This window comes from Mesorhizobium sp. P3_A8, assembly GCF_056402995.1.
The window spans coordinates 141,825-159,766 of the sequence record NZ_JBFUGI010000013.1; the positions used below are offsets into that span (position 1 = coordinate 141,825).

At 63.8% G+C, this 17,942-nt stretch carries 15 protein-coding genes and 1 pseudogene; 9 read left to right on the forward strand and 7 right to left on the reverse strand.

Annotated elements, in window-relative coordinates:
- The first annotated feature begins 60 nt into the window (after positions 1–60).
- Positions 61–1,086, forward strand: coding sequence for a sugar-binding transcriptional regulator (locus tag AC1DX4_RS27465; RefSeq protein WP_477223290.1), 1,026 nt, complete (start codon positions 61–63; stop codon positions 1,084–1,086).
- On the opposite strand, the gene AC1DX4_RS27470 is transcribed toward AC1DX4_RS27465, so the two are convergent.
- From AC1DX4_RS27470 to AC1DX4_RS27480, 3 genes are read right to left on the reverse strand one after another with little or no spacing between them, the layout of a single operon-like run.
- Complete coding sequence (locus tag AC1DX4_RS27470) at positions 1,073–1,924, reverse strand: TIGR01459 family HAD-type hydrolase (RefSeq protein ID WP_477223291.1); 852 nt, start codon at positions 1,922–1,924, stop codon at positions 1,073–1,075. The genes AC1DX4_RS27465 and AC1DX4_RS27470 overlap by 14 nt on opposite strands.
- Positions 1,921–3,195: an FGGY-family carbohydrate kinase gene (locus tag AC1DX4_RS27475; RefSeq protein WP_477223292.1), complete on the reverse strand. Its 1,275-nt coding sequence runs from the start codon at positions 3,193–3,195 to the stop codon at positions 1,921–1,923. The genes AC1DX4_RS27470 and AC1DX4_RS27475 overlap by 4 nt, the downstream gene beginning before the upstream one ends.
- 15 nt (positions 3,196–3,210) lie before the next feature.
- A complete protein-coding gene (locus tag AC1DX4_RS27480) occupies positions 3,211–4,254 on the reverse strand; it encodes a class II aldolase/adducin family protein (protein WP_477223293.1) in 1,044 nt (347 codons plus the stop codon).
- Positions 4,255–4,434: 180 nt separating this feature from the next.
- Between AC1DX4_RS27480 and AC1DX4_RS27485 the strand changes: the two genes are divergently transcribed.
- From AC1DX4_RS27485 to AC1DX4_RS27520, 8 genes are all read left to right on the forward strand, one after another.
- Positions 4,435–5,214, forward strand: a complete 780-nt coding sequence (locus AC1DX4_RS27485) for a DeoR/GlpR family DNA-binding transcription regulator (RefSeq protein WP_477223294.1) — start codon at positions 4,435–4,437, stop codon at positions 5,212–5,214.
- Positions 5,211–6,590 carry an FGGY-family carbohydrate kinase gene (locus AC1DX4_RS27490; protein WP_477223295.1) on the forward strand — a complete coding sequence of 460 codons (1,380 nt, stop codon included), beginning with the start codon at positions 5,211–5,213 and terminating at the stop codon, positions 6,588–6,590. The genes AC1DX4_RS27485 and AC1DX4_RS27490 overlap by 4 nt, the downstream gene beginning before the upstream one ends.
- A complete protein-coding gene (locus AC1DX4_RS27495; RefSeq protein WP_477223296.1) occupies positions 6,587–8,131 on the forward strand; it encodes a sugar ABC transporter ATP-binding protein in 1,545 nt (514 codons plus the stop codon). Before AC1DX4_RS27490 ends, AC1DX4_RS27495 begins: the two co-directional genes overlap by 4 nt.
- Positions 8,128–9,126, forward strand: a complete 999-nt coding sequence (locus AC1DX4_RS27500; RefSeq protein WP_477223297.1) for an ABC transporter permease subunit — start codon at positions 8,128–8,130, stop codon at positions 9,124–9,126. The genes AC1DX4_RS27495 and AC1DX4_RS27500 overlap by 4 nt, the downstream gene beginning before the upstream one ends.
- A gap of 80 nt (positions 9,127–9,206) precedes the next feature.
- Positions 9,207–10,145 (forward strand): ABC transporter substrate-binding protein, encoded by a 939-nt coding sequence (locus AC1DX4_RS27505; RefSeq protein ID WP_477223298.1) that lies wholly within the window; start codon positions 9,207–9,209, stop codon positions 10,143–10,145.
- Between the two features lie 66 nt (positions 10,146–10,211).
- On the forward strand, positions 10,212–11,105 hold the full coding sequence (locus tag AC1DX4_RS27510) for a sugar phosphate isomerase/epimerase family protein (protein WP_477223299.1): 894 nt from the start codon (positions 10,212–10,214) through the stop codon (positions 11,103–11,105).
- A 140-nt stretch (positions 11,106–11,245) separates the two neighbouring features.
- Positions 11,246–11,599, forward strand: coding sequence for a cupin domain-containing protein (locus AC1DX4_RS27515; protein WP_477223300.1), 354 nt, complete (start codon positions 11,246–11,248; stop codon positions 11,597–11,599).
- Between the two features lie 128 nt (positions 11,600–11,727).
- Positions 11,728–12,162 carry a YqaA family protein gene (locus AC1DX4_RS27520; protein ID WP_477223389.1) on the forward strand — a complete coding sequence of 145 codons (435 nt, stop codon included), beginning with the start codon at positions 11,728–11,730 and terminating at the stop codon, positions 12,160–12,162.
- 271 nt (positions 12,163–12,433) lie between these two features.
- Here the strand turns inward: AC1DX4_RS27520 and AC1DX4_RS27525 are convergent.
- The 4 genes and pseudogenes from AC1DX4_RS27525 to AC1DX4_RS27540 all read right to left on the reverse strand — a co-directional run bounded on the left by AC1DX4_RS27525 (position 12,434) and on the right by AC1DX4_RS27540 (position 17,615).
- Positions 12,434–13,405, reverse strand: a pseudogene (locus tag AC1DX4_RS27525) (IS630 family transposase).
- Between the two features lie 13 nt (positions 13,406–13,418).
- Positions 13,419–13,820, reverse strand: coding sequence for a cytochrome b (locus tag AC1DX4_RS27530; protein ID WP_477223301.1), 402 nt, complete (start codon positions 13,818–13,820; stop codon positions 13,419–13,421).
- A 115-nt stretch (positions 13,821–13,935) separates the two neighbouring features.
- Positions 13,936–16,311 (reverse strand): di-heme-cytochrome C peroxidase, encoded by a 2,376-nt coding sequence (locus AC1DX4_RS27535; protein ID WP_477223302.1) that lies wholly within the window; start codon positions 16,309–16,311, stop codon positions 13,936–13,938.
- 35 nt (positions 16,312–16,346) lie between these two features.
- Positions 16,347–17,615: a hypothetical protein gene (locus tag AC1DX4_RS27540; RefSeq protein WP_477223303.1), complete on the reverse strand. Its 1,269-nt coding sequence runs from the start codon at positions 17,613–17,615 to the stop codon at positions 16,347–16,349.
- Positions 17,616–17,942 lie beyond the last annotated feature (327 nt).

A 17,942-nucleotide genomic window follows, 5' to 3' on the forward strand; every position in this document is an offset into this window, starting at 1 on the left:
TAGACCAGCACGCAGAATCGGCGACAGCGCGCTTGTCCGTCGCCGCGGGGGAGGGATGATTTGGCCAGGCGACGACAAACCGGCGAGGGGCGGGCCGACGAGGGGCGGGCAGGGGTCGACGTGACCGAGCAGGTCGCTAGTGAAAGCCGGACGGACCGCCTCAGGATTCGCGCCGCCTGGATGTATTTCGTCGAGCAGATGACGCAGAACGAGATCGCCGACGTGCTCGGCGTCGGCCGCGTCACCATCGTGCGCATGCTTGCCGACGCCCGGGCGCGCAACGAGGTGAAAATCACCATCGAGAGCGAATTGTCGGAGATCGTGCGGCTGGAGCGCGCGCTGGAGCGGACGTTCGGCCTGCAGCAGGCGCTGGTGGCGCCGCTTTCGGCCCCCAATGCCGATCCGATACCGGCAATCAGCGCCAAGACCGGCAGTTTTCTGTCCGACACGATGAAATCGGGTATGCGCGTCGGCGTCGGCTGGGGCCAGACGCTGTTTTCGAGCCTGCCCTTCATCAGCGCCAAATCGCTCACCGACTTCAAGGTCATTTCGCTGCTTGGCGGTGTCGGCGTCGTGCGGCGCTACAACCCGGCCGAGTTCGCCTGGCGCTTCGCTCAAATCTTCCAGGGCGACGGCTATCTGATCCCGACGCCTGCCGTCGTCGACAGCGTCGAGACCAAGATCGCGCTGGTCGAGCGCTGCGGCCTGCAGGAAGTCTTTGAAATGGCCAACGTGCTCGATGCCGTCCTGCTGAGCGTCGGCGGCATCGCTTCGGCCACCACCTTCTCTCGCGGCGGCTTTCTCAGGGAAGCGGACCGGGAGGCCCTGCTTGCGCGTGGTGCGGTGGGCGACCTTCTGTTCCACTTCTTCGACCGCTATGGCGACCTCGTCGACCATCCCGTCAACAGCCACGTGATGTCGGTGGAGGTCGACCGTCTGCGCGCGGCGCCGATCCGTATCCTCACCTCCGGCGGTGCGGAGAAGACCGAGGCATTGCTCGGCGCCATGAACCTGATCGCGCCGACGATCCTCATCACCGACGAGGAAAGCGCCAGGCGCATGCTCGAGGCGGTCAGCGCAAGCTGAAGGATCCCGTGATGTAATCGGGCCAGGCCTGCTGCTCGTCGAACACGGCGGCAAGATCCGGTGTGTCCGCCAATATTCCGCTCAGCACCAGCGCCGTGGCGACGCCGGCGCCGTTTCCGCCTGCAACATCGTGCTCGACGCTGTCGCCGATGCAGACCGCACTGGCGCGATCCGGCTCGCCTGCCAGCGCCAGGGCTGCGTCGAAGATCGCCGGATAGGGTTTGCCGATGCAGGTGACGCTGCCGCCCAGGCTTTCGTAGAGATCGGCGATCTCGCCGGCGCCGAAGCGAGGTCCGACCGCCGTCAGCATGATCCTGTCGGGATTGGTGCAGAAGCACGGCACCCGCCGCGCCGCCGCCGGCGCGAGCAGCCGGCGATAATGATCGAGGTCGTGGCGATCGCCCTCGCTGGCTGAGATCAGCACCAGTTCGGCGTCTTCCCCGGCCTCCGTCAGCACGAAGGGCAGGCCTTCGATCGCCGTGCGGTCGTTGTCGCGACTGATCAGCAGGCATTTCGTGCCCGAACGCAGCTCTCCCGATGCCGCCATGTCATCAAAGGACCGCCATGCCACCTCGCCGGAGGAGACAAAATGGTCCCAGCTGCCAGCGGCGAAGCCGAGCTTCAGCAGACGGTCCTCGTTGGGCCTGGCGCGCTTGCCGGAGTTGGAGATCAGCACCACCGTCTTGCCGGCGCGCTTCAGCGCCGACAATGCTTCCACCGCGCCGGGATAAGGAGCCTGGCCGTCATGCAGCACGCCGAACTGGTCGAGCAGGAAGACCTGGTAGCGCTCAGCCAGCGGTCCGATGCCGTCCAGGCGTTCGATGGTTTTCGCACTCATAGCAGTCCCGCCTTGCTTGCACCCTTCAGCGCCAGCCCCGCTGTGCCGGCCGCCGCCTCATCGGACAGCGTGGGCAGGAAATCGACGCCGAGCTTGCGACGCCGGATATCAGTCCAGGCCAGGTTTGCTGCGCCGCCGCCGACGCTCCTGACCGAGGTCAGCGCCGGCGCGCCGAGTTCGGCAAGCCTTCGGTAACCAAGTGCTTCGATCGCGGCCATGCCTTCGAACATCGCCTTGAGATAGTCGGCATCGTCAGCCGGCCGTGGCGCAAGACGTGGAGGCAGGGCGGGATCGGCTATGGGGAACCGCTCGCCCGCCGTGCCGAGTGGATAATAGTCGAGGCCGGTCTCGGTAGTAGGGTCGATCCTGGCACTGAGTTCGATGATGCGTGCCAGCGGAAAATACTGCGCCAGCACCTTGCCGCCGGAATTCGACGCGCCGCCCGCCAGCCAGGCATCGCCGAGGCGATGGCTGTAGATGCCGAAGCGCGGCGCCGAGATCGGCCGGTCGGAGAGGATCTTGATGGTGAGCGAGGATCCCAGCGCCGTGACGCCGTCGCCGGCTGATGTGGCGCCCGTCGCCAGGAACGAGGCGCAGCCATCCGTAGTGCCGGCGACCACGACCACATCACGCGGCAGGCCGAACAGCTCCCCGGCGGCCTTGGTGAGCGTGCCGGTGACGTCGCCCGGCTCGACGACATCAGGCAGCAAGTCCATGCGCATGCCGGTGGCCGCGATCCAGTCCGGCCAGCGGCGCGCCTCGACGTCGTAGCCTGTCTTCAGGGCATTGTTCTCGTCGCTGATGTCGAAGCGGCCAGAGAGATTTCCAGCGATCCAGTCGGCCTGGTGCAGCACGGCGGCGATGCCGGACAGATGCTGGAACCGCAGCGCCTTGGCGAGGCCTGAAGTGGCGCCATGCGCGGCGCTCGCTTCCGGCGCTTCGCGGGTGATGGCGGCCAGGACATCGGCGTTGGCGACCTTGTCGTTGTACATCATCGGCTCTGCCAGGGGCCGCCCGGCATCGTCGACCGGCAGCAGCGTACCGGACGTGCCGTCGACGGCGATGGCGCGGACCGCTGTGCGGTCGATGCCGGAAAGCAGTTCCGTCAGAGCCGTCTGGACCGCTTGCCACCATGCCGATGGGGCGCGGGGATTCTGGCCGAATCTGTCGAGGCGGACGGCGGACTGGCCGGCAATCGAAAAATCCGGGCGCATGGCGACGGCGCGCGCGCCCGACGTGCCGATGTCGATGCCGATGACAAGGGGCATCATCTCTTCAATCCTTTGCTAGCCGCCGGCGGCATTCAGCTTTTGGCGATACTGCTCGGCGTCCCAATTGACCAGTTCATCATTCTCGGCGGCGGTGAGATAGTTCAATCGTGCCGCGACATCGACACGTGCCGTCACGTCGGCGAGGCAGCGTTGCATGGCGTCGGCGCCGGCGCTGGCATCGCCGCGCATCAGCACGCCGGCGCCGGGAAACAGGATCGCCATCGGCGCCGCGCCGAACCGCGCGGCAACACCGGCCGCATCCTCGCCTGGCCTCGCCACGACCGAGCCCCGGCCGAGGAAGATGACATGGTCGGGATAGAGGCTGCCGGCCTCAGCCATGCGGCGGCTTTGCGGATCGAGCGCGACCGCATGCGCTTCGAGATCCGCCGGCAGTCGGTAGACGCCGTCGCCGGCAAGCGTCGTCAGGGCCACGATGTCGGGCGCGGCGGTCGCGCGCGGTGGCCGCGCCAGCAGCGACCTGACGCGGCGGAGCAGGAGGTCCGCGGCGGTGACGGTTTCGGCGGCAACGACCAACCCGTGATTGCCGAGGATCAGCACGTCGACACCAGGCCGCAGCTTTTCGGCAATGCCACGGGCGAGCGGCAGGCCTGGCCGGAAATAGGGTACGTAGGCCCATTCGATCCCGGCGAGCCGCCTGGCGACCTCGGCCTCGCCATCGGCCTGCACGGCAAGCGAAATCGTGTCGACGCAATGGACATGCAGCACCACGCGTTGCGGCATCAAGGCGTGCACCGTGGTTTCGATCGACGGGCGCAGGCCGCGTGGATTGAGTTCATCGATGGCAAAGGCCTGCGGCGTGTCAGCGGCCGGATCGCGCGCGTCGACCGCCTTGAGCAGCGGCGCCATCGCCACCGGCACCATGATGTCGTGGGTGAGCGCATCCTTCAGCCAGGTGCCGGACGCCTTGATCCACAGCGTGTCTTCAGCCTTGAGCGAGGTGTTGCCCCCCGCCGCCTGGGTCATATGCGGGTTCAGCCCAATGCCAGCCGAAAGCGCCCGCAAGGCAGCCAGTTCCTGTGCATCAGCTTGGGTTGCCATGACGCCTTTCCTTACACGGTTGCACGAAATCCCGTCGCCGTGCCGCTATCGGCGCTGATATCGCAGATGCGAGCGACTTACGTCAATAGTGATCTACTATCATCAAAACTGGCTTGCAATCTGACTGATGTTGAGTAAGTTGCACCAATTGCCATGGAAAAGGGCATTGGGAGGAAAGAATTGAGCGACTCCGGCCGCCAGCGTCAGATCGTCGAGCTGCTGCGGGATCGACCGTTCGCCTCGGTGCGCGAGCTGCAGGAGCGGCTAGGCGTTTCGGCGGCGACGGTCCGGCGCGATATCGACCGGATCGACGAAGCCGGTGAAGCACGAAAGGTCTATGGCGGCATCTCGGCGCTCGACGGCGCTTCGCAGGGCGTTGCCTATGCCCGGCCCTATGACGAAAACCGCGATCTCGCAGTAGAGGCCAAGCGGCAGATCGCGGCCATCGCGGCGACCATGGTGCGCGACGGCGACGCTGTCATCGTCCATGGCGGTTCAACCTGCTTCCATCTCGGCGTCAAGCTCGCCGAGCGCAGCATCCGGCTCTACACCAATTCAATGCCGCTCGCGGCCTATCTCAGCGATCATGGCCATTGCAGCCTGACCGTCGCCGGCGGCGACCTGCATCGCGAACCCGGCATCATCCATTCGCTCACCCAGCCGACGCCCTTCTACGCCTCGAAATTCTTTCTCGGTGCGCAAGGCCTCAACCAGGAAGGGCTGCTGGAATCGCACCCGCTGCTGGTGCGCTCCATCGTCGACCTCAGCCTGTGCGCCGACCAGATCGTGGTGCTGGCCGACAGCCGCAAACTGTCGATCCACGCGCGTAACGTCGCGCTACCGCTGTCGCGGATCGGCACGCTGATCACCGACGACGGTCTTTCGGATGCCGATGCGCGCATGCTGGAGGATGCCGGCGTCATGGTGCGGATCGCGGCCACCTCGGGAGCCGTCCCGTGAAAGTGGCGGTGCTCGATTTCGGCAAGACCAATTCGAAGCTGTTCGTCTTCGGCCAGGACGGACGCATCCTCGCCGAGCGCCGCACCCAGCCGAAATGGGCGCACCAAAACGGCTTCAGCGTGCTCGACGAGGCCGCGCTGCATGATTGGGCGCTCGGTGCCGTAACCGATACGGCTGAAAACCATGGCGTGGAAGGGCTGATGGTCTCGGGCCATGGCTGCACCTTTGCCCTCGTGGACGACGCGGCGCTGACGCATCCGATCCTCGACTACGAGCAGGAGCCGCCGGCCGAAATCGCTGCCCGAATCGATCGCCATATCCCGGATTTCGCCGAAACCTTCTCGCCGCGCCTGCCGCTCGGTTTCAACTATGGCCGTCACATGCTGTGGCTGCAGGAGGTCGATCCCGACGCGTTCGCGGCAGCGAAATCGATCCTCGGCTATCCCCAGTACTGGAGCTGGCGCCTCGGCGGCAGGCCAGTTTCGGAAGTCTCCTATCTCGGCTGCCATTCGCATCTATGGGCGCCCCGCAGCCAAGACTTTTCCTCGCTGGTCGATGCCGAGGGGTGGCGTGGCCAGATGCCGGCCTTCGCGCGCGCCGGCACCGTCATCGGCGAGCGGCATCTCGGCGGTGCGGCGCGGCCGATCGCCATCCACAATGGCGTTCACGACTCGAATGCGGCGCTCTATGCCTATCGCCGGCAAGAGCTTGGCCCGCTGACCGTGGTGTCGACCGGCACCTGGGTCATCGTGCTCAATCCCGACTGCCCTCTCGATGCGCTCGACCGTGACCGTGACATGCTGGTCAATGTCGATGTCGACGGTGGCCCGGTGCCGACCATCCGTTTCATGGGCGGGCGCGAATTCGCCGCCATCAGCGGCGGCTGGCAAGGTGCGATCCCGCATGGCTCGATCCAGCAGGCAATCGACGCCGGCATCATGGCGCTGCCGAGTTTTGCGCCCGGCGGGCCGATATCAGGCCATCGTGGCGAAATCATCGGTGGTACGCCCAGCAACGAGCAACGCGCGGCGGTGGCGCTGCTTTACGTGACCCTGATGGTCGATCTCTGCCTCGACCTGATCCATTCGCAAGACACCGTCATCGTCGATGGCGGGCTGAACACTGGCGGCCTGCTGGCCGGGCTGCTGGCGCAACTGCGCCCCGGGCAGGGCTTTCTGCAGGGCGCCTCGCTCGAAGGCAGCGCCACGGGGGCGGCAGCGCTCGCCTTCGAAAGCGTAGGGCGCGACTTCGCCGCCGAGGCGCCGGAGCCGGTGCATGCGACGCGCTTCACCGGCCTCGCCGGTTATCGCAACGCCTGGCGCGATCGCGTTGGCGGGCACGGCGCCGCCGTCAAAACGGCGGGAGGCGCGCGATGATCGCGACGGCCAAGACCGAGACGGCGCGCCGGCCGGTGCTGGAGATGCGCCACATCTCCAAGACGTTTGGCGCGGTCCGCGCCTTGCACGATGTTTCGCTTACCGTCCATGCCGGCGAGCTGCACGCGCTGATGGGCGAAAACGGCGCCGGCAAATCGACGCTGATGAAGGTGCTGTCGGGCGCCTATCGTCCGGATGCCGGCGGCGAGATCCTGATCGATGGTGTGCCCGCCGCGACCGGCGATCCGGTCAAGGCGCGCGCCGCCGGCATTGCTGTCATCTACCAGGAGCTGTCGCTGGCGCCCAATCTGACCGTGGCGCAGAACATCTTCCTCGGCAACGAGCCGCGGCGCTTCGGCATCGTCGATCGGGACCAGTGCAGCCGGCGCGCCAACGAAATCATTGCACGGCTCGGCGTGTCCTTCTCGGCGCGCGCCCTGGTCTCGAGCCTGTCGCTCGGCGAGCGCCAACTGGTCGAGATCGCCCGCGCCCTGTCGACCAATGCGCGCATTATCGTCATGGACGAGCCGACCACGTCGCTGACCTCGCGCGAGACCGACCGGCTGTTCGAGGTGATCGCGACGCTGAAAGCCCAAGGCATCGCCATCATCTACATCAGTCATCGCATGGAAGAGGTCTACCAGCTCGCCGATCGTGTCAGCGTGCTGCGCGACAGCGGCTATGTCGGCACGCTGGAGCGCGCCGACCTCAATGCCTCGCGGCTGGTGTCGATGATGGTCGGCCGCGATCTCTCCGCCTTCTACAAGAAGGACCATCGCGCGCCGGACGAGAAGCGCGCCGTCGCGCTCTCGGTGCGCGGCATGTCCGACGGCCGCCTGCTGAAGAACTGTTCGTTCGACCTGCACAAGGGCGAGGTGCTGGCGCTGGCGGGTCTCGTCGGCTCCGGCCGCACCGAGCTCGCCCGGCTGATCTTCGGCGCCGACAGGCGGACATCAGGCACGCTGGAACTTGACGGCAAGCCTGTAACCATCGGCTCGCCGCGCGAGGCGCTCGATGCCGGCATCGCCTATCTCACCGAGGATCGCAAGGAACTCGGGCTGTTCCTCGACATGTCTATTTCCGACAACATCAGCATGGGCGTGCTGGCCAGGGACGCGCGGGCCGGCGGGTTCCGCGACTTCAGCGCCGCCGACAGGCGCGCGGCAAAAGCCATCGCGGACCTGTCGATCCGCACCCGTTCGGCGCAGGCCAATGCCGGCTCGCTGTCGGGCGGCAACCAGCAGAAGGTGCTGCTCGCCCGACTGCTTGAGACCGAGCCGAAGGTCGTCATCCTCGATGAACCGACCCGCGGCGTCGATGTCGGCGCCAAGTCGGAAATCTACCGGCTGATCGACAATCTCGCCAACAGCGGCATCGCCATCCTGATGATCTCCAGCGAACTGCCCGAGGTGATCGGCGTCGCCGACCGAGTGCTGGTGATGCGCGACGGCACTATCGCGGGCGAGGTGACGGCATCCGAAGGCACGCCACTCAGTCAGGAGAAGATCATGGAACTGGCAACGGGAGCAGCTCAGCAATGACCGAAAAGGCGACCGGGATCAGCGTTGGCGACCAGGCCACCGGCGCGAGCCGGCGGTTGCGAACCACTTTCGCCGCGCTTGGCATGTTGCCTGTCCTGATCCTGCTGGCGGCCGGCTTCCAGTTCATGAACCCGCGCTTCCTGACCGAGACCAATCTGCTGATCGTCACGCAGCAATCGTCGATCAACATCGTGCTGGCGGCCGGCATGACCTTCGTCATCCTGACCGGCGGCATCGACCTGTCCGTCGGCTCCATCCTCGCCGCCGCGGCGATGGTGGCGGTGATGGTATCATTGGTGCCGGACTGGGGCCTGCTCGGCGTGCCGGCGGCCATCCTGGCCGGTCTCGGCTTCGGCCTCATCAACGGGCTGCTCGTCGCCTATATCAGGCTGCCGCCCTTCATCGTCACGCTGGGTTCACTGACAGCCGTGCGCGGCATTGCCCGCCTGCTCGGGCAGGACACGACCGTGTTCAACTCGGACCTGCCGTTCGACTTCATCGGCAATGGCTCGCTGCTTGGCATCCCCTGGCTGGTCATCATCGCGCTGGCGGTGGTGGTGCTGTCCTGGGTAGTGCTCAAGCGCACCGTGCTCGGTACCTGGATCTACGCCGTCGGCGGCAATGCCGAGGCGGCGCGGCTGACCGGCATCAAGGTGCCGCTGGTGCTGCTCTTCGTCTACGGCGTGTCCGGCCTGCTCGCCGGTCTCGGCGGCGCCATGTCGGCGGCAAGGCTCTATGCCGCCAACGGCCTGCAGCTCGGCCAGTCCTACGAGCTCGACGCCATCGCTGCCGTCATCCTCGGCGGCACCAGCTTCGTCGGCGGCGTCGGCTCGATCTGGGGCACGCTGATCGGCGGCCTGATCATCGCGGTGCTCTCCAACGGGCTCATCTTGGCCGGTGTCTCGGACATCTGGCAGTACATCATCAAGGGATTGGTCATCATCGTGGCGGTCGCCCTCGACCGCTACCGGCTCCAGGCTGGAGCAAGAACGTGAGTGACCTGGTCGCCGGCATCAACGACCGGCTTGTGTAACGCACCGCGAGAGGCGCGGGGCATCAGGAGGAAGTAAGCGTAATGAAGATCATCACCAAATTACTCTGCGGCGCCGCACTCGCGGCCGTCGCCATCGCGCCGGCATCGGCCAAGGACCTCAACAAGGTCGGCATCTCGGTCGGCCTGCTCGGTAACCCCTTCTTCGTCGCCACCATCAAGGGCATCGAGGACGCGGCCAAGAAGATCAATCCGAATGTCGAGGTGACGTCGGTGTCGGCCGACTACGACCTCAACAAGCAGGTTTCGCAGGTTGATTCCTTCATTGCCGCCGGCGTCGACGTGATCATGCTCAACGCCGTCGATGCCAAGGCGATCGCGCCGGCGGTGAAGAAGGCGCAGGCTGCCGGCATCATCGTTGCCGCGTTCGACGTTTCGGCGCCGGGCGCCGACGTCACCGTGATGACCAACAACGTCAAGGCCGGCGAGGAGGCCTGCCAGTACCTGGTCGACCACACCGGCGGCAAGGGCGACTATGTCATCCTCAACGGCCCGGCATCGTCGTCGATCCTGGAGCGGGTCAAGGGCTGCAAGAACGTGCTTGCACAGCACCCCGACATCAAGATCCTGTCCGACGACCAGAACGCCGAAGGCTCGCGCGACGGCGGCCTGAAAGTGTTCCAGTCGCTGCTCACCCGCTTCGACAAGATCGACGCGGTGTTCGCCATCAACGATCCGACGGCGATCGGCGCCCAGCTTGCCGCCAAGCAGCTCAATCGCTCGGAGTTCATCTTCACTGCAGTCGACGGCGCGCCAGATATCGAAAAGGAACTCTCTTCCGGCAAGTCGATGATCAAGGCCTCGGCCTCGCAGGACCCTTACGTAATGGCTGGCCAGTCGCTGACGATGGCGGCCGATCTGCTGGCCGGCAAGAAGCCGGCGGAACCGATCGTGCTGCTCGATCCCAAGCTGATCACCGCCGAGAACCTGAAGGACTACAAGGGCTGGACCGCGGCCCGCTGATCACTCCAACAAGCGTGGCCGGGTTGACCCGGCCACGCCCCCCTCATCCACAAACCGGAGACGATCATGTCGCGCATCGGGATCCATTCTTTCGTCTGGTCGGCAAGCTCGGCGCAAAGCGAGCTCGAACGCACGCTGGCCAACACCAGGGAGGCCGGCTTCGACCTGATCGAATTCTCCTATCTCGACCCGGCTAATGTCGACATTGGCGGGCTTGCCAAGCGCATCGCCGATCTCGGCCTCGGCGTGGCCATCAGCATCGGACTGCCTGCTGATGGCGACATATCGAGCGCCGAGAAGGCGATTGCCGCGCGCGGCGTCGAAATCCTCAACCAGACCATCGCGCTGACGCGCGACCTTGGCGGCAGCAAGGTCGCCGGCATTCTGTCGACCAGCCATGGCCTGCAGGTCGAGGCGCCGACGCGCGATCAATGGAACCGCAGCGCCGCAGCGCTGGCAAAGGTTGCCGAGACGGCGAAAGCGGCCGGCGTCACGCTCAATCTCGAGATCGTCAACCGCTTCGAGAGCAATCTGCTCAACACTGCCTCGCAAGGCCTCGCCTTCATCGAGGACACCGGTTCGGACAACATCTTCCTGCATCTCGACACGTTCCACATGAACATCGAGGAGGCCGATGTCGGGCTGGCCATCGGCCACGCCGCAGGCAAGATCGGCTATGTCCATATCGGCGAGAGCCATCGCGGCTTCCTCGGCACCGGCAACATCGACTTCGCAGCGATATTCGATGCGCTGACCGCGGTCGGCTATGCCGATGATCTCAGCTTCGAATCCTTCTCGTCGGAGATCGTTGACGAGAACCTGTCGAAGAAGACCGCCATCTGGCGCAATCTGTGGACCGACAATATGGCGCTCGCCAAGCACGCGCGCGCCTTCATCGGCCTGGGGCTGGAGACGGCGCGACGCAAGGCGGAACTGGTCTCGGCCCGGCACAAGCCGTAGGGCGTTCGCGGGCGGCAGGACTTCCCAGGCTGCGCTGCCAGGGCGCGTAAACGCCGCTGGTTCTGGTGATGCATGCATTGCTCCCGTCATGTGCATGGGCTATCCGACCTCTGCGACACATGAAGTAGAAGGAGCCAGGCATGACGAACAAGACGATCCTCAAATTCGGCCCCGTCGAACACGCGGAAGCCGGCGACCTGCCTGGCTGGATCGTGGTCGAGGGCCACCCGACCATGCAAACCGCCGTCCAGCACACGACCGCGGACGGCAAGGTCATCTCTGGCACCTGGCGCGCGTCGCCCGGCACCTATCACGCGACCTACACCGACTATGAATTCGTGCACATGATCGCCGGCCGCATCATCATCACCCCCGATGGCGGCACACCTGTCGAAGTCGGCCCCGGCGATGCGTTCGTGGTGGAAGCCGATTTCAAGGGCACCTGGAAGATCATCGAGCCGGTGACCAAGCATTTCGTTGTCAAGGTTGGCTGAGGCGGCCCGTTGGACCGCGGATGGCCGGCGCCCATGGCGGGTCCTCGGCGCGGATGTATCCCTGCCACATCTTCGAGCATGAGCAGCTCGGTATGATGGGCACTGTCGACGTGCAGGTATAGTTGGGCGTGGTGGCGCTCTATGGCGCGTTGTTCGTCAGCGCGTTCCTCGCCGCAACTGTCCTGCCGGTCTCGTCGGAGGCGGTGCTCGCCGGGCTGATCGTCTCGGGCCGTGATGATCCAGCGCTGCTCCTTGCCGTTGCCACGATCGGCAATTCGCTCGGCTCCGTGGTAAACTGGGTTCTGGGGCGCGGCATCGGCTCGCTCCAGAACAGGCGCTGGTTCCCCGTCACTCCCGATCGCTTTGAGCAGGCAAGCCGGATATTCCGGCGCTTTGGCGAATGGACACTGCTGTTTGCCTGGTTGCCGGTAGTCGGAGATGCTTTCACCATCGCCGCGGGTGCCGCACGCGTGAACCTTGGCGTGTTCGTCACTCTCGTCGCAATAGGCAAGGCTGCACGCTATGCGGTGATTGTTGCGGGAGGATTGTGGGCTGCGGGGTGATCAGCTGCACATCGTCTATTCCTTGGGAGGCCGTGTTCGACCGACCGAAGCCCATGCTTTGCATGACACGATCGCGCAACAGCACGAAATGAACCAGGGCAGCCAGCACGTGAACACCGATAAGTCCAAGCATTATCCAGACCAGCTTGGCATGGACGAACGCGAAGCCCCTTGCCGACAGCGCACCGACGGATGGTGCCAACGGTACAGGCAGGGTTCCGAAAAGCCGTGCGGGTGGCATGAAAGGCATTGGCCGGTAGCCTAGAGCCTTTCATATTTTGACGGAAGCGTATCCGGCGTTTTTGAAGTAGTTCTTGCATTCTGCTGCCTCGATGGTTTCGACGAGGTGGCCGATGTTACGCCAAGTGTCCTCGACGGTTCGCTTCTGAGCTTGGCGCATCCAGTGTTTGATCTTCGCAAAGGCCTGCTCGATCGGATTGAGGTCCGGAGAGTAGGGCGGCAGGTACCAAAGCCTGGCGCCGGCAGCCTTGATCATCTGCCTGATGGCGGCCGACTTATGACTTCCAAGATTATCCATGACGACGATGTCGCCAGGCTTCAGAACGGCGATGAGCTGCTGCTCGACATAAGCGCGGAAGCATTGGCCGTTGATCGGTCCGTCGAAGACGCAAGGAGCCGCGAGCCGATCCCAGCGCAGAGCGCCGAGGAAGGTCAGCGTGCGCCAATGGCCGTGCGGAGCCAGGCCGCGCAGCCGCTTGCCCTTCGGCCCCCAGCCTCGCAGCGGAGCCATGTTGGTCTTGATCCAGGTCTCATCGATGAAGACCAGGCATTGCGGATCGAGACCGGTCTGCCAGGATCGCCATCGTTGACGCCTGCGGGCAACATCGGCGCGAGCCTGCTCAAGAGCGAACAGCGTTTTTTTTGAAGCTCAGCCCCTCGCGGCGCAAGAACAGCCAGACCGTATTGTGCGAGACCTTGATCCCGCGCGCATCCAACTCGTCCTTCAGCCGATGCAGCGTCAGTTCAGAGGTCTGATTGATCCGCTCCACGATATAAAGGCCCGATGCGGCTCAAGAACCCGCTTGCGGTGCCCGCCCATCTTGCCTGGCGCCACCGAGCCGGTGGCACGGTAACGCTGCGACCACTTCACAGCCGAGGAGACTGCAACACCAAAGCGCGACGCCACAACACGGCAGCTCTCGCCGGCGCCAACTGCTTCAACAACACGCTCACGAAGATCGTTTGAAAGGGCTCGCGTCATCTGATGCTGGCCTCCGTCCAGTCACCATCTTGAATCACAAACCCACCGATTTGGGAATCTTACGATTCTCCCAAAATAGGAACTGCTCTAGCCACCCTGTTATCAAGATCGCGAGGATCGTGACGTAGAGAAATATGTGGAAGAAAGCCGTCGCAAATCGCACGAACCGTGAGGTTGGCCTGGCAGGGGCCCGGGTGGAGATGCGCCAGCAAAGCCTGAGGACGATGATGGCCAGGATGGTCACGCCGATCGACATGTGAATCGGCAGCCAGTTCATCATCGTCATCCCCGGCCCTCTCATCGGCCCGAAGGCAATGGCGAGTTGCGCCGCGAGCGCGATCACGGTCAGCCAATGCAGCAGACGAATGCCGAAATGCCAATGCGGGCCAGATTTCCCGCTCACCTCCGCGGCCCGACGGTAGTCAACGGTGCGCATGAGGGCGTGATGTCTTCGTCCTCTTCAACGAATCTGATTTCGCAGAAAGGTATAGTACTTCTTCGCCAAGCTCTTGAAAACGTGGTGGTCCCGACAGGAATCCAACAGTCCGACTTTATAGAGTTTTCAAATACTCGATCAGCGCGGAACGTTCTCGGTTGGGCAGTTGGCGGCCAAGTACACCAGGTGGCGGTGAACGAGTCGGCATGCCTTCGAAGGAATGGCCGAGATTGGAGTTGCCCCGTTGCCGCGCGTCGAACCGGGTCAATCCAGCCTCACATTCAACGGCCGTCAGTTTGGTGGCGACAGGGACAGGCAGTCCGACTCTTTCCGGGTCGAATTCGACCGGACCAACACAGAAGGCCTGTGGCCGGTCGGCCTGTGGCCTGAGCAAATCGTCAAGGGTTGGAACCGAGCCATTGTGCAGATAGGGCGCCGTCGCCCAAACGCCGTCGAGCGGCCGGGCGCGATAGTGGGGCGTGGCAAGATAGGTGACGCTGGTCGAGTCGCTTGCCGGTTGCGCCTTCTCGCCGGCCGGCTGCACAGGTTTATCCTTGTCGCTGACCGGGATCGTAGGTTTATCCTTGTCACTGACCGGCTGCATGCGCTTGAAGACCTTCGGATTCGGACAGTTCGGCCGTTCGCTGTGAGTGGCAGCGACTTCTTCCTGCGACATCGCGCTGCCGTCGGCGCGCCTGGGGTTCTCGGCCCACTGCTTCTCGGTCCTGCTGACCGCCGCCATCAGATTGACGACATAGGATTTGTTCAAAGCCGCATTGGGCTCCAAAGGGCAGTGGTCGAAAACCTCCGCTTTGAGATCCAAGCCAAGATATTTCGGTACGTTCACCTGCCGCTCGGCGAGCACGCGGCCCTGTTCGGGATCGGTGCCCATATCAGCGACCGGCTTTTGCACCAAGTTGAACAGCCACTCGCCACCGATCGAAATCCAGTTCGGGTGGCTGTCGGTCTGGTCACTGTTTATTTTCTTCCAGAACGAGTCGGGGTCGTCAGCCGAAATCCCGGGGTCGCGCAACGGTGCGCGATGGCATTCGAAGCAGAATTGGCGATATAGCTTACGGCCTTCGGCCACTGCGTCGGGGTGGGTACGCCATTTTTCGTCGTCTCCGGGATCCCAACCCTTCATCGCTTCGAGCTTTTTCGCCGCATCGTCCCACCGGGGCGCTGCCAGCGGCTCCGGGGGGCCATCGAAGCTGGTTGGCATCCCATCCATGTGTTCGCCGCCTTGCGTCATGCTCTTGTCCATGTGCTTGCGGCCCTGCAGCATGCTCTCGATCCTCGCTATCTCGGCGACATGGACCGTAGACGCAAACAGCGGCAGTTTTGGATTGGCCATATTGATCTTGGCGTTGACACCCATAGCTTCGCCGATGTTGCGGATGTTGGGATTGAGGATCGAGGCGTCGTACTGCGCCCAGGAAAAATTGGGGACATCCCAGATCGGCGGGAAGCTGACCGGCGCGGTATGGGCGGAAAAGTTGGCGTCCATGGCGGCCTGCGACAGGCCGCCTTCATACTCCTTTACAGCTGGCTCTTCCGGTTTCAGCGGGTTGACGAGGTTGTCGTGGAACACCTGGTTGCCGATGCGGTTGAGCGCGTCGAGGCGGCCGAAGCCTTCCTCGGTATGAACCATATGCTGACGGGCAAGAATATTCCGTTCGGCGGTCACCTTGCCGAAGACCTCGTTGTCGCAGATCCTTTTGATCTCCTCCCCGACATCTTTTCTTGCCCGATAGTCCCGGGGATCGGGCGCGGAATCGGCGCGCAGAACAGCATCGATGAAGCGGTCTTTGCGCCAGGGTGCTTTGGCGGTGTAGCAGATCGACAGACCTATGATCCGCTCCAGGTTCTGCAGGTCGATCATCGCCTGCGCCCCATCGATACGCAGCTCGAATCCCTTGTAGGAGATGTGGCCGGTGTGACATGCCGCGCAGGTGAGCCCCAGACCGTCTGCGAATTCTTTCCCGGTTATTGGATCGGTGCCGCTCTTGAGCACCGCAAAGCCGACCGGAAGGGTGCCATAACCGTCAGGCTCGTCGCTGCCCGCTTTTGGATCGCAATCGCGCGGCGCCATGAAGCCGAGCCGGGACAGGTAGTCAGGGTCGCTGGTCAGACCGCGGCGTACGAAGAGGTCGAACGGGCTGATTTCCGGGCGCTCGAGCTTCTGGAACCAGGCGTAGGATACCGGGAACGTCGCGGTGCCCTGAGAGACGTTGTGGAACCAGGCCCGGTCCTCGGCCGACCAGTTCTGGTCGAGCCAGGCGCAACCTTTCTGCGGCCGCTCGGCCACAAGCGGCGGCGGGAGCAGCGCCGAAGCGAACTCCACGATCCTGCCCCTGAAGGCCAGGAAGGATCGGGCACGGTCCGGCGCATAACTCAGGACCAGAATCGCTACGGCGACGGCCACGATAGCGATCAGTCCCAGTTTGAGGACGCCTCGTCCGAGCTTTTGCAATACCGACCGGAGTTTCATCGTCGTCTCCCGAGCGCAATCTCCCGGCTTGCGGATTACGGCGTTTGCAGCAACTCGTTTGCAGCCTTCACCACCTCGTCGGTTTCGGTTGCGGTGCGCCGGGTGATCGTCGGCCTCAGGCCGTCGGCCTCAAGCCCCCAACCGAAGTTGCGCACGTTCCATTGGTCCTTCGGCAGCACAGCCTCCGATACGCCTTCGATCTTGGTCGTCGGAGAGTTGCTCCTCAGCAGTCGGGTTTCGGTATGGCAGCTGACACAATCGGTGTTGAAGAAATGGCTCTTCGACGGGTCGGCGATGATATCGGCCAGGGTTATCGTGTCCTGCTCGCTTCCCGTCGCTTTGAGCAACGTCGCCGTGGAAACGCCCTTGCGATCGCTTGGCGGTTGAAAGCAAGTCGTCATCGTCTCGCTCAAATTGTTGGAGACGGGAGCGGGGACCACTTTGTCTCCGCCTCCGAAAAAACGCACCAATTCGGCTGTTGCCTTGCCATCAAGGGCCGGGTTTGGAACCGCGATCAATTTCCCGAAGTCGGCGATCTTTGGGTTGGACTGTATCTTCATGGCGACGAAAATCCACGGGGCGGCAGCGGATTTCGGCAATCCCATCGCTGCCATGGAACCGAGTTTTTTTACCGAAAGGTCCTTGTCCAGGATTGCCACCAGACGATCGCGGAAAGGCTTCCTCGCCTTGGCGTCCGCGAGCGCGGGATGCACATCGAGAAGACCCTGCGTGGAGATCGGCGTGGCGCCAAAGCTGCCTTTGGCCAGATCGTCGCGCAACGACGCGAAGTCGGCGAGCGTCAGTCGAAAAGCAGTGAGGTCGGGATCGACCTTAGGTATCATCTGAACTGCGCAAGTCTCCTGTTGCGGTATTCCCCCTATAAAACTGAAGATCATGTGAGCGGCGCGGTCGTGGATCTTGACCGCGCTGCCCTCAATCGTCACGGGTTGCAGGATCAAGCGGACCTGTGGGATCTGGCCGAACGCCGCCATGACGTTCTTCGACAGGCCAGGCGCGCCGACATCGACGCGGATGCCGGCGACGAACCAGTTCTTGATGTTCTCGACTCCGTCCGGGAGACCGATCTGCACCGATTGTCCGTCAGCGAGGGCGATCTTGCTGGCATCACCGGCCGCGATCGCGAGAAACCGCTGGAATAGCGGCTCGGGAACCAACGGCACGCCGCCGGCGCCGATCAGGTCCGCAACGGAAATGAAATTGGCAAGGTCGGCCGCGTCTTTCGGCGCCGGAAACAGGATCGACACGTCGAGCGGATGGAGCGGCTCGGGCGCATCGGCGACCACCGCCGGAGAGGTGAAGCTCAGTATCGCGGCAAACGCCATCGCGCCGGCCGCCAGGATTGTCCTTCGATAGGCCTTTAGAGATTTCCACATATTCTGCCCCCCGGCTATGTTGAAAGTGTTTTCTGCTCCATTGTCCAAAGGCGTGGTTCAGAGCAATTCGGGGAAGAGCGTGAAATGATTTTCCGCCAAGAATTGCGTCAGAACAAAGAGTTAGAGCAGCTTTCCGCCTCCGAGAGGACGGTGAACTTCTCTACAATGAATTGTCGAGCGTCGACGCATCCATCAACGTCTCCTTCAACAGATGACAGACAAGGATCGACGCCATGC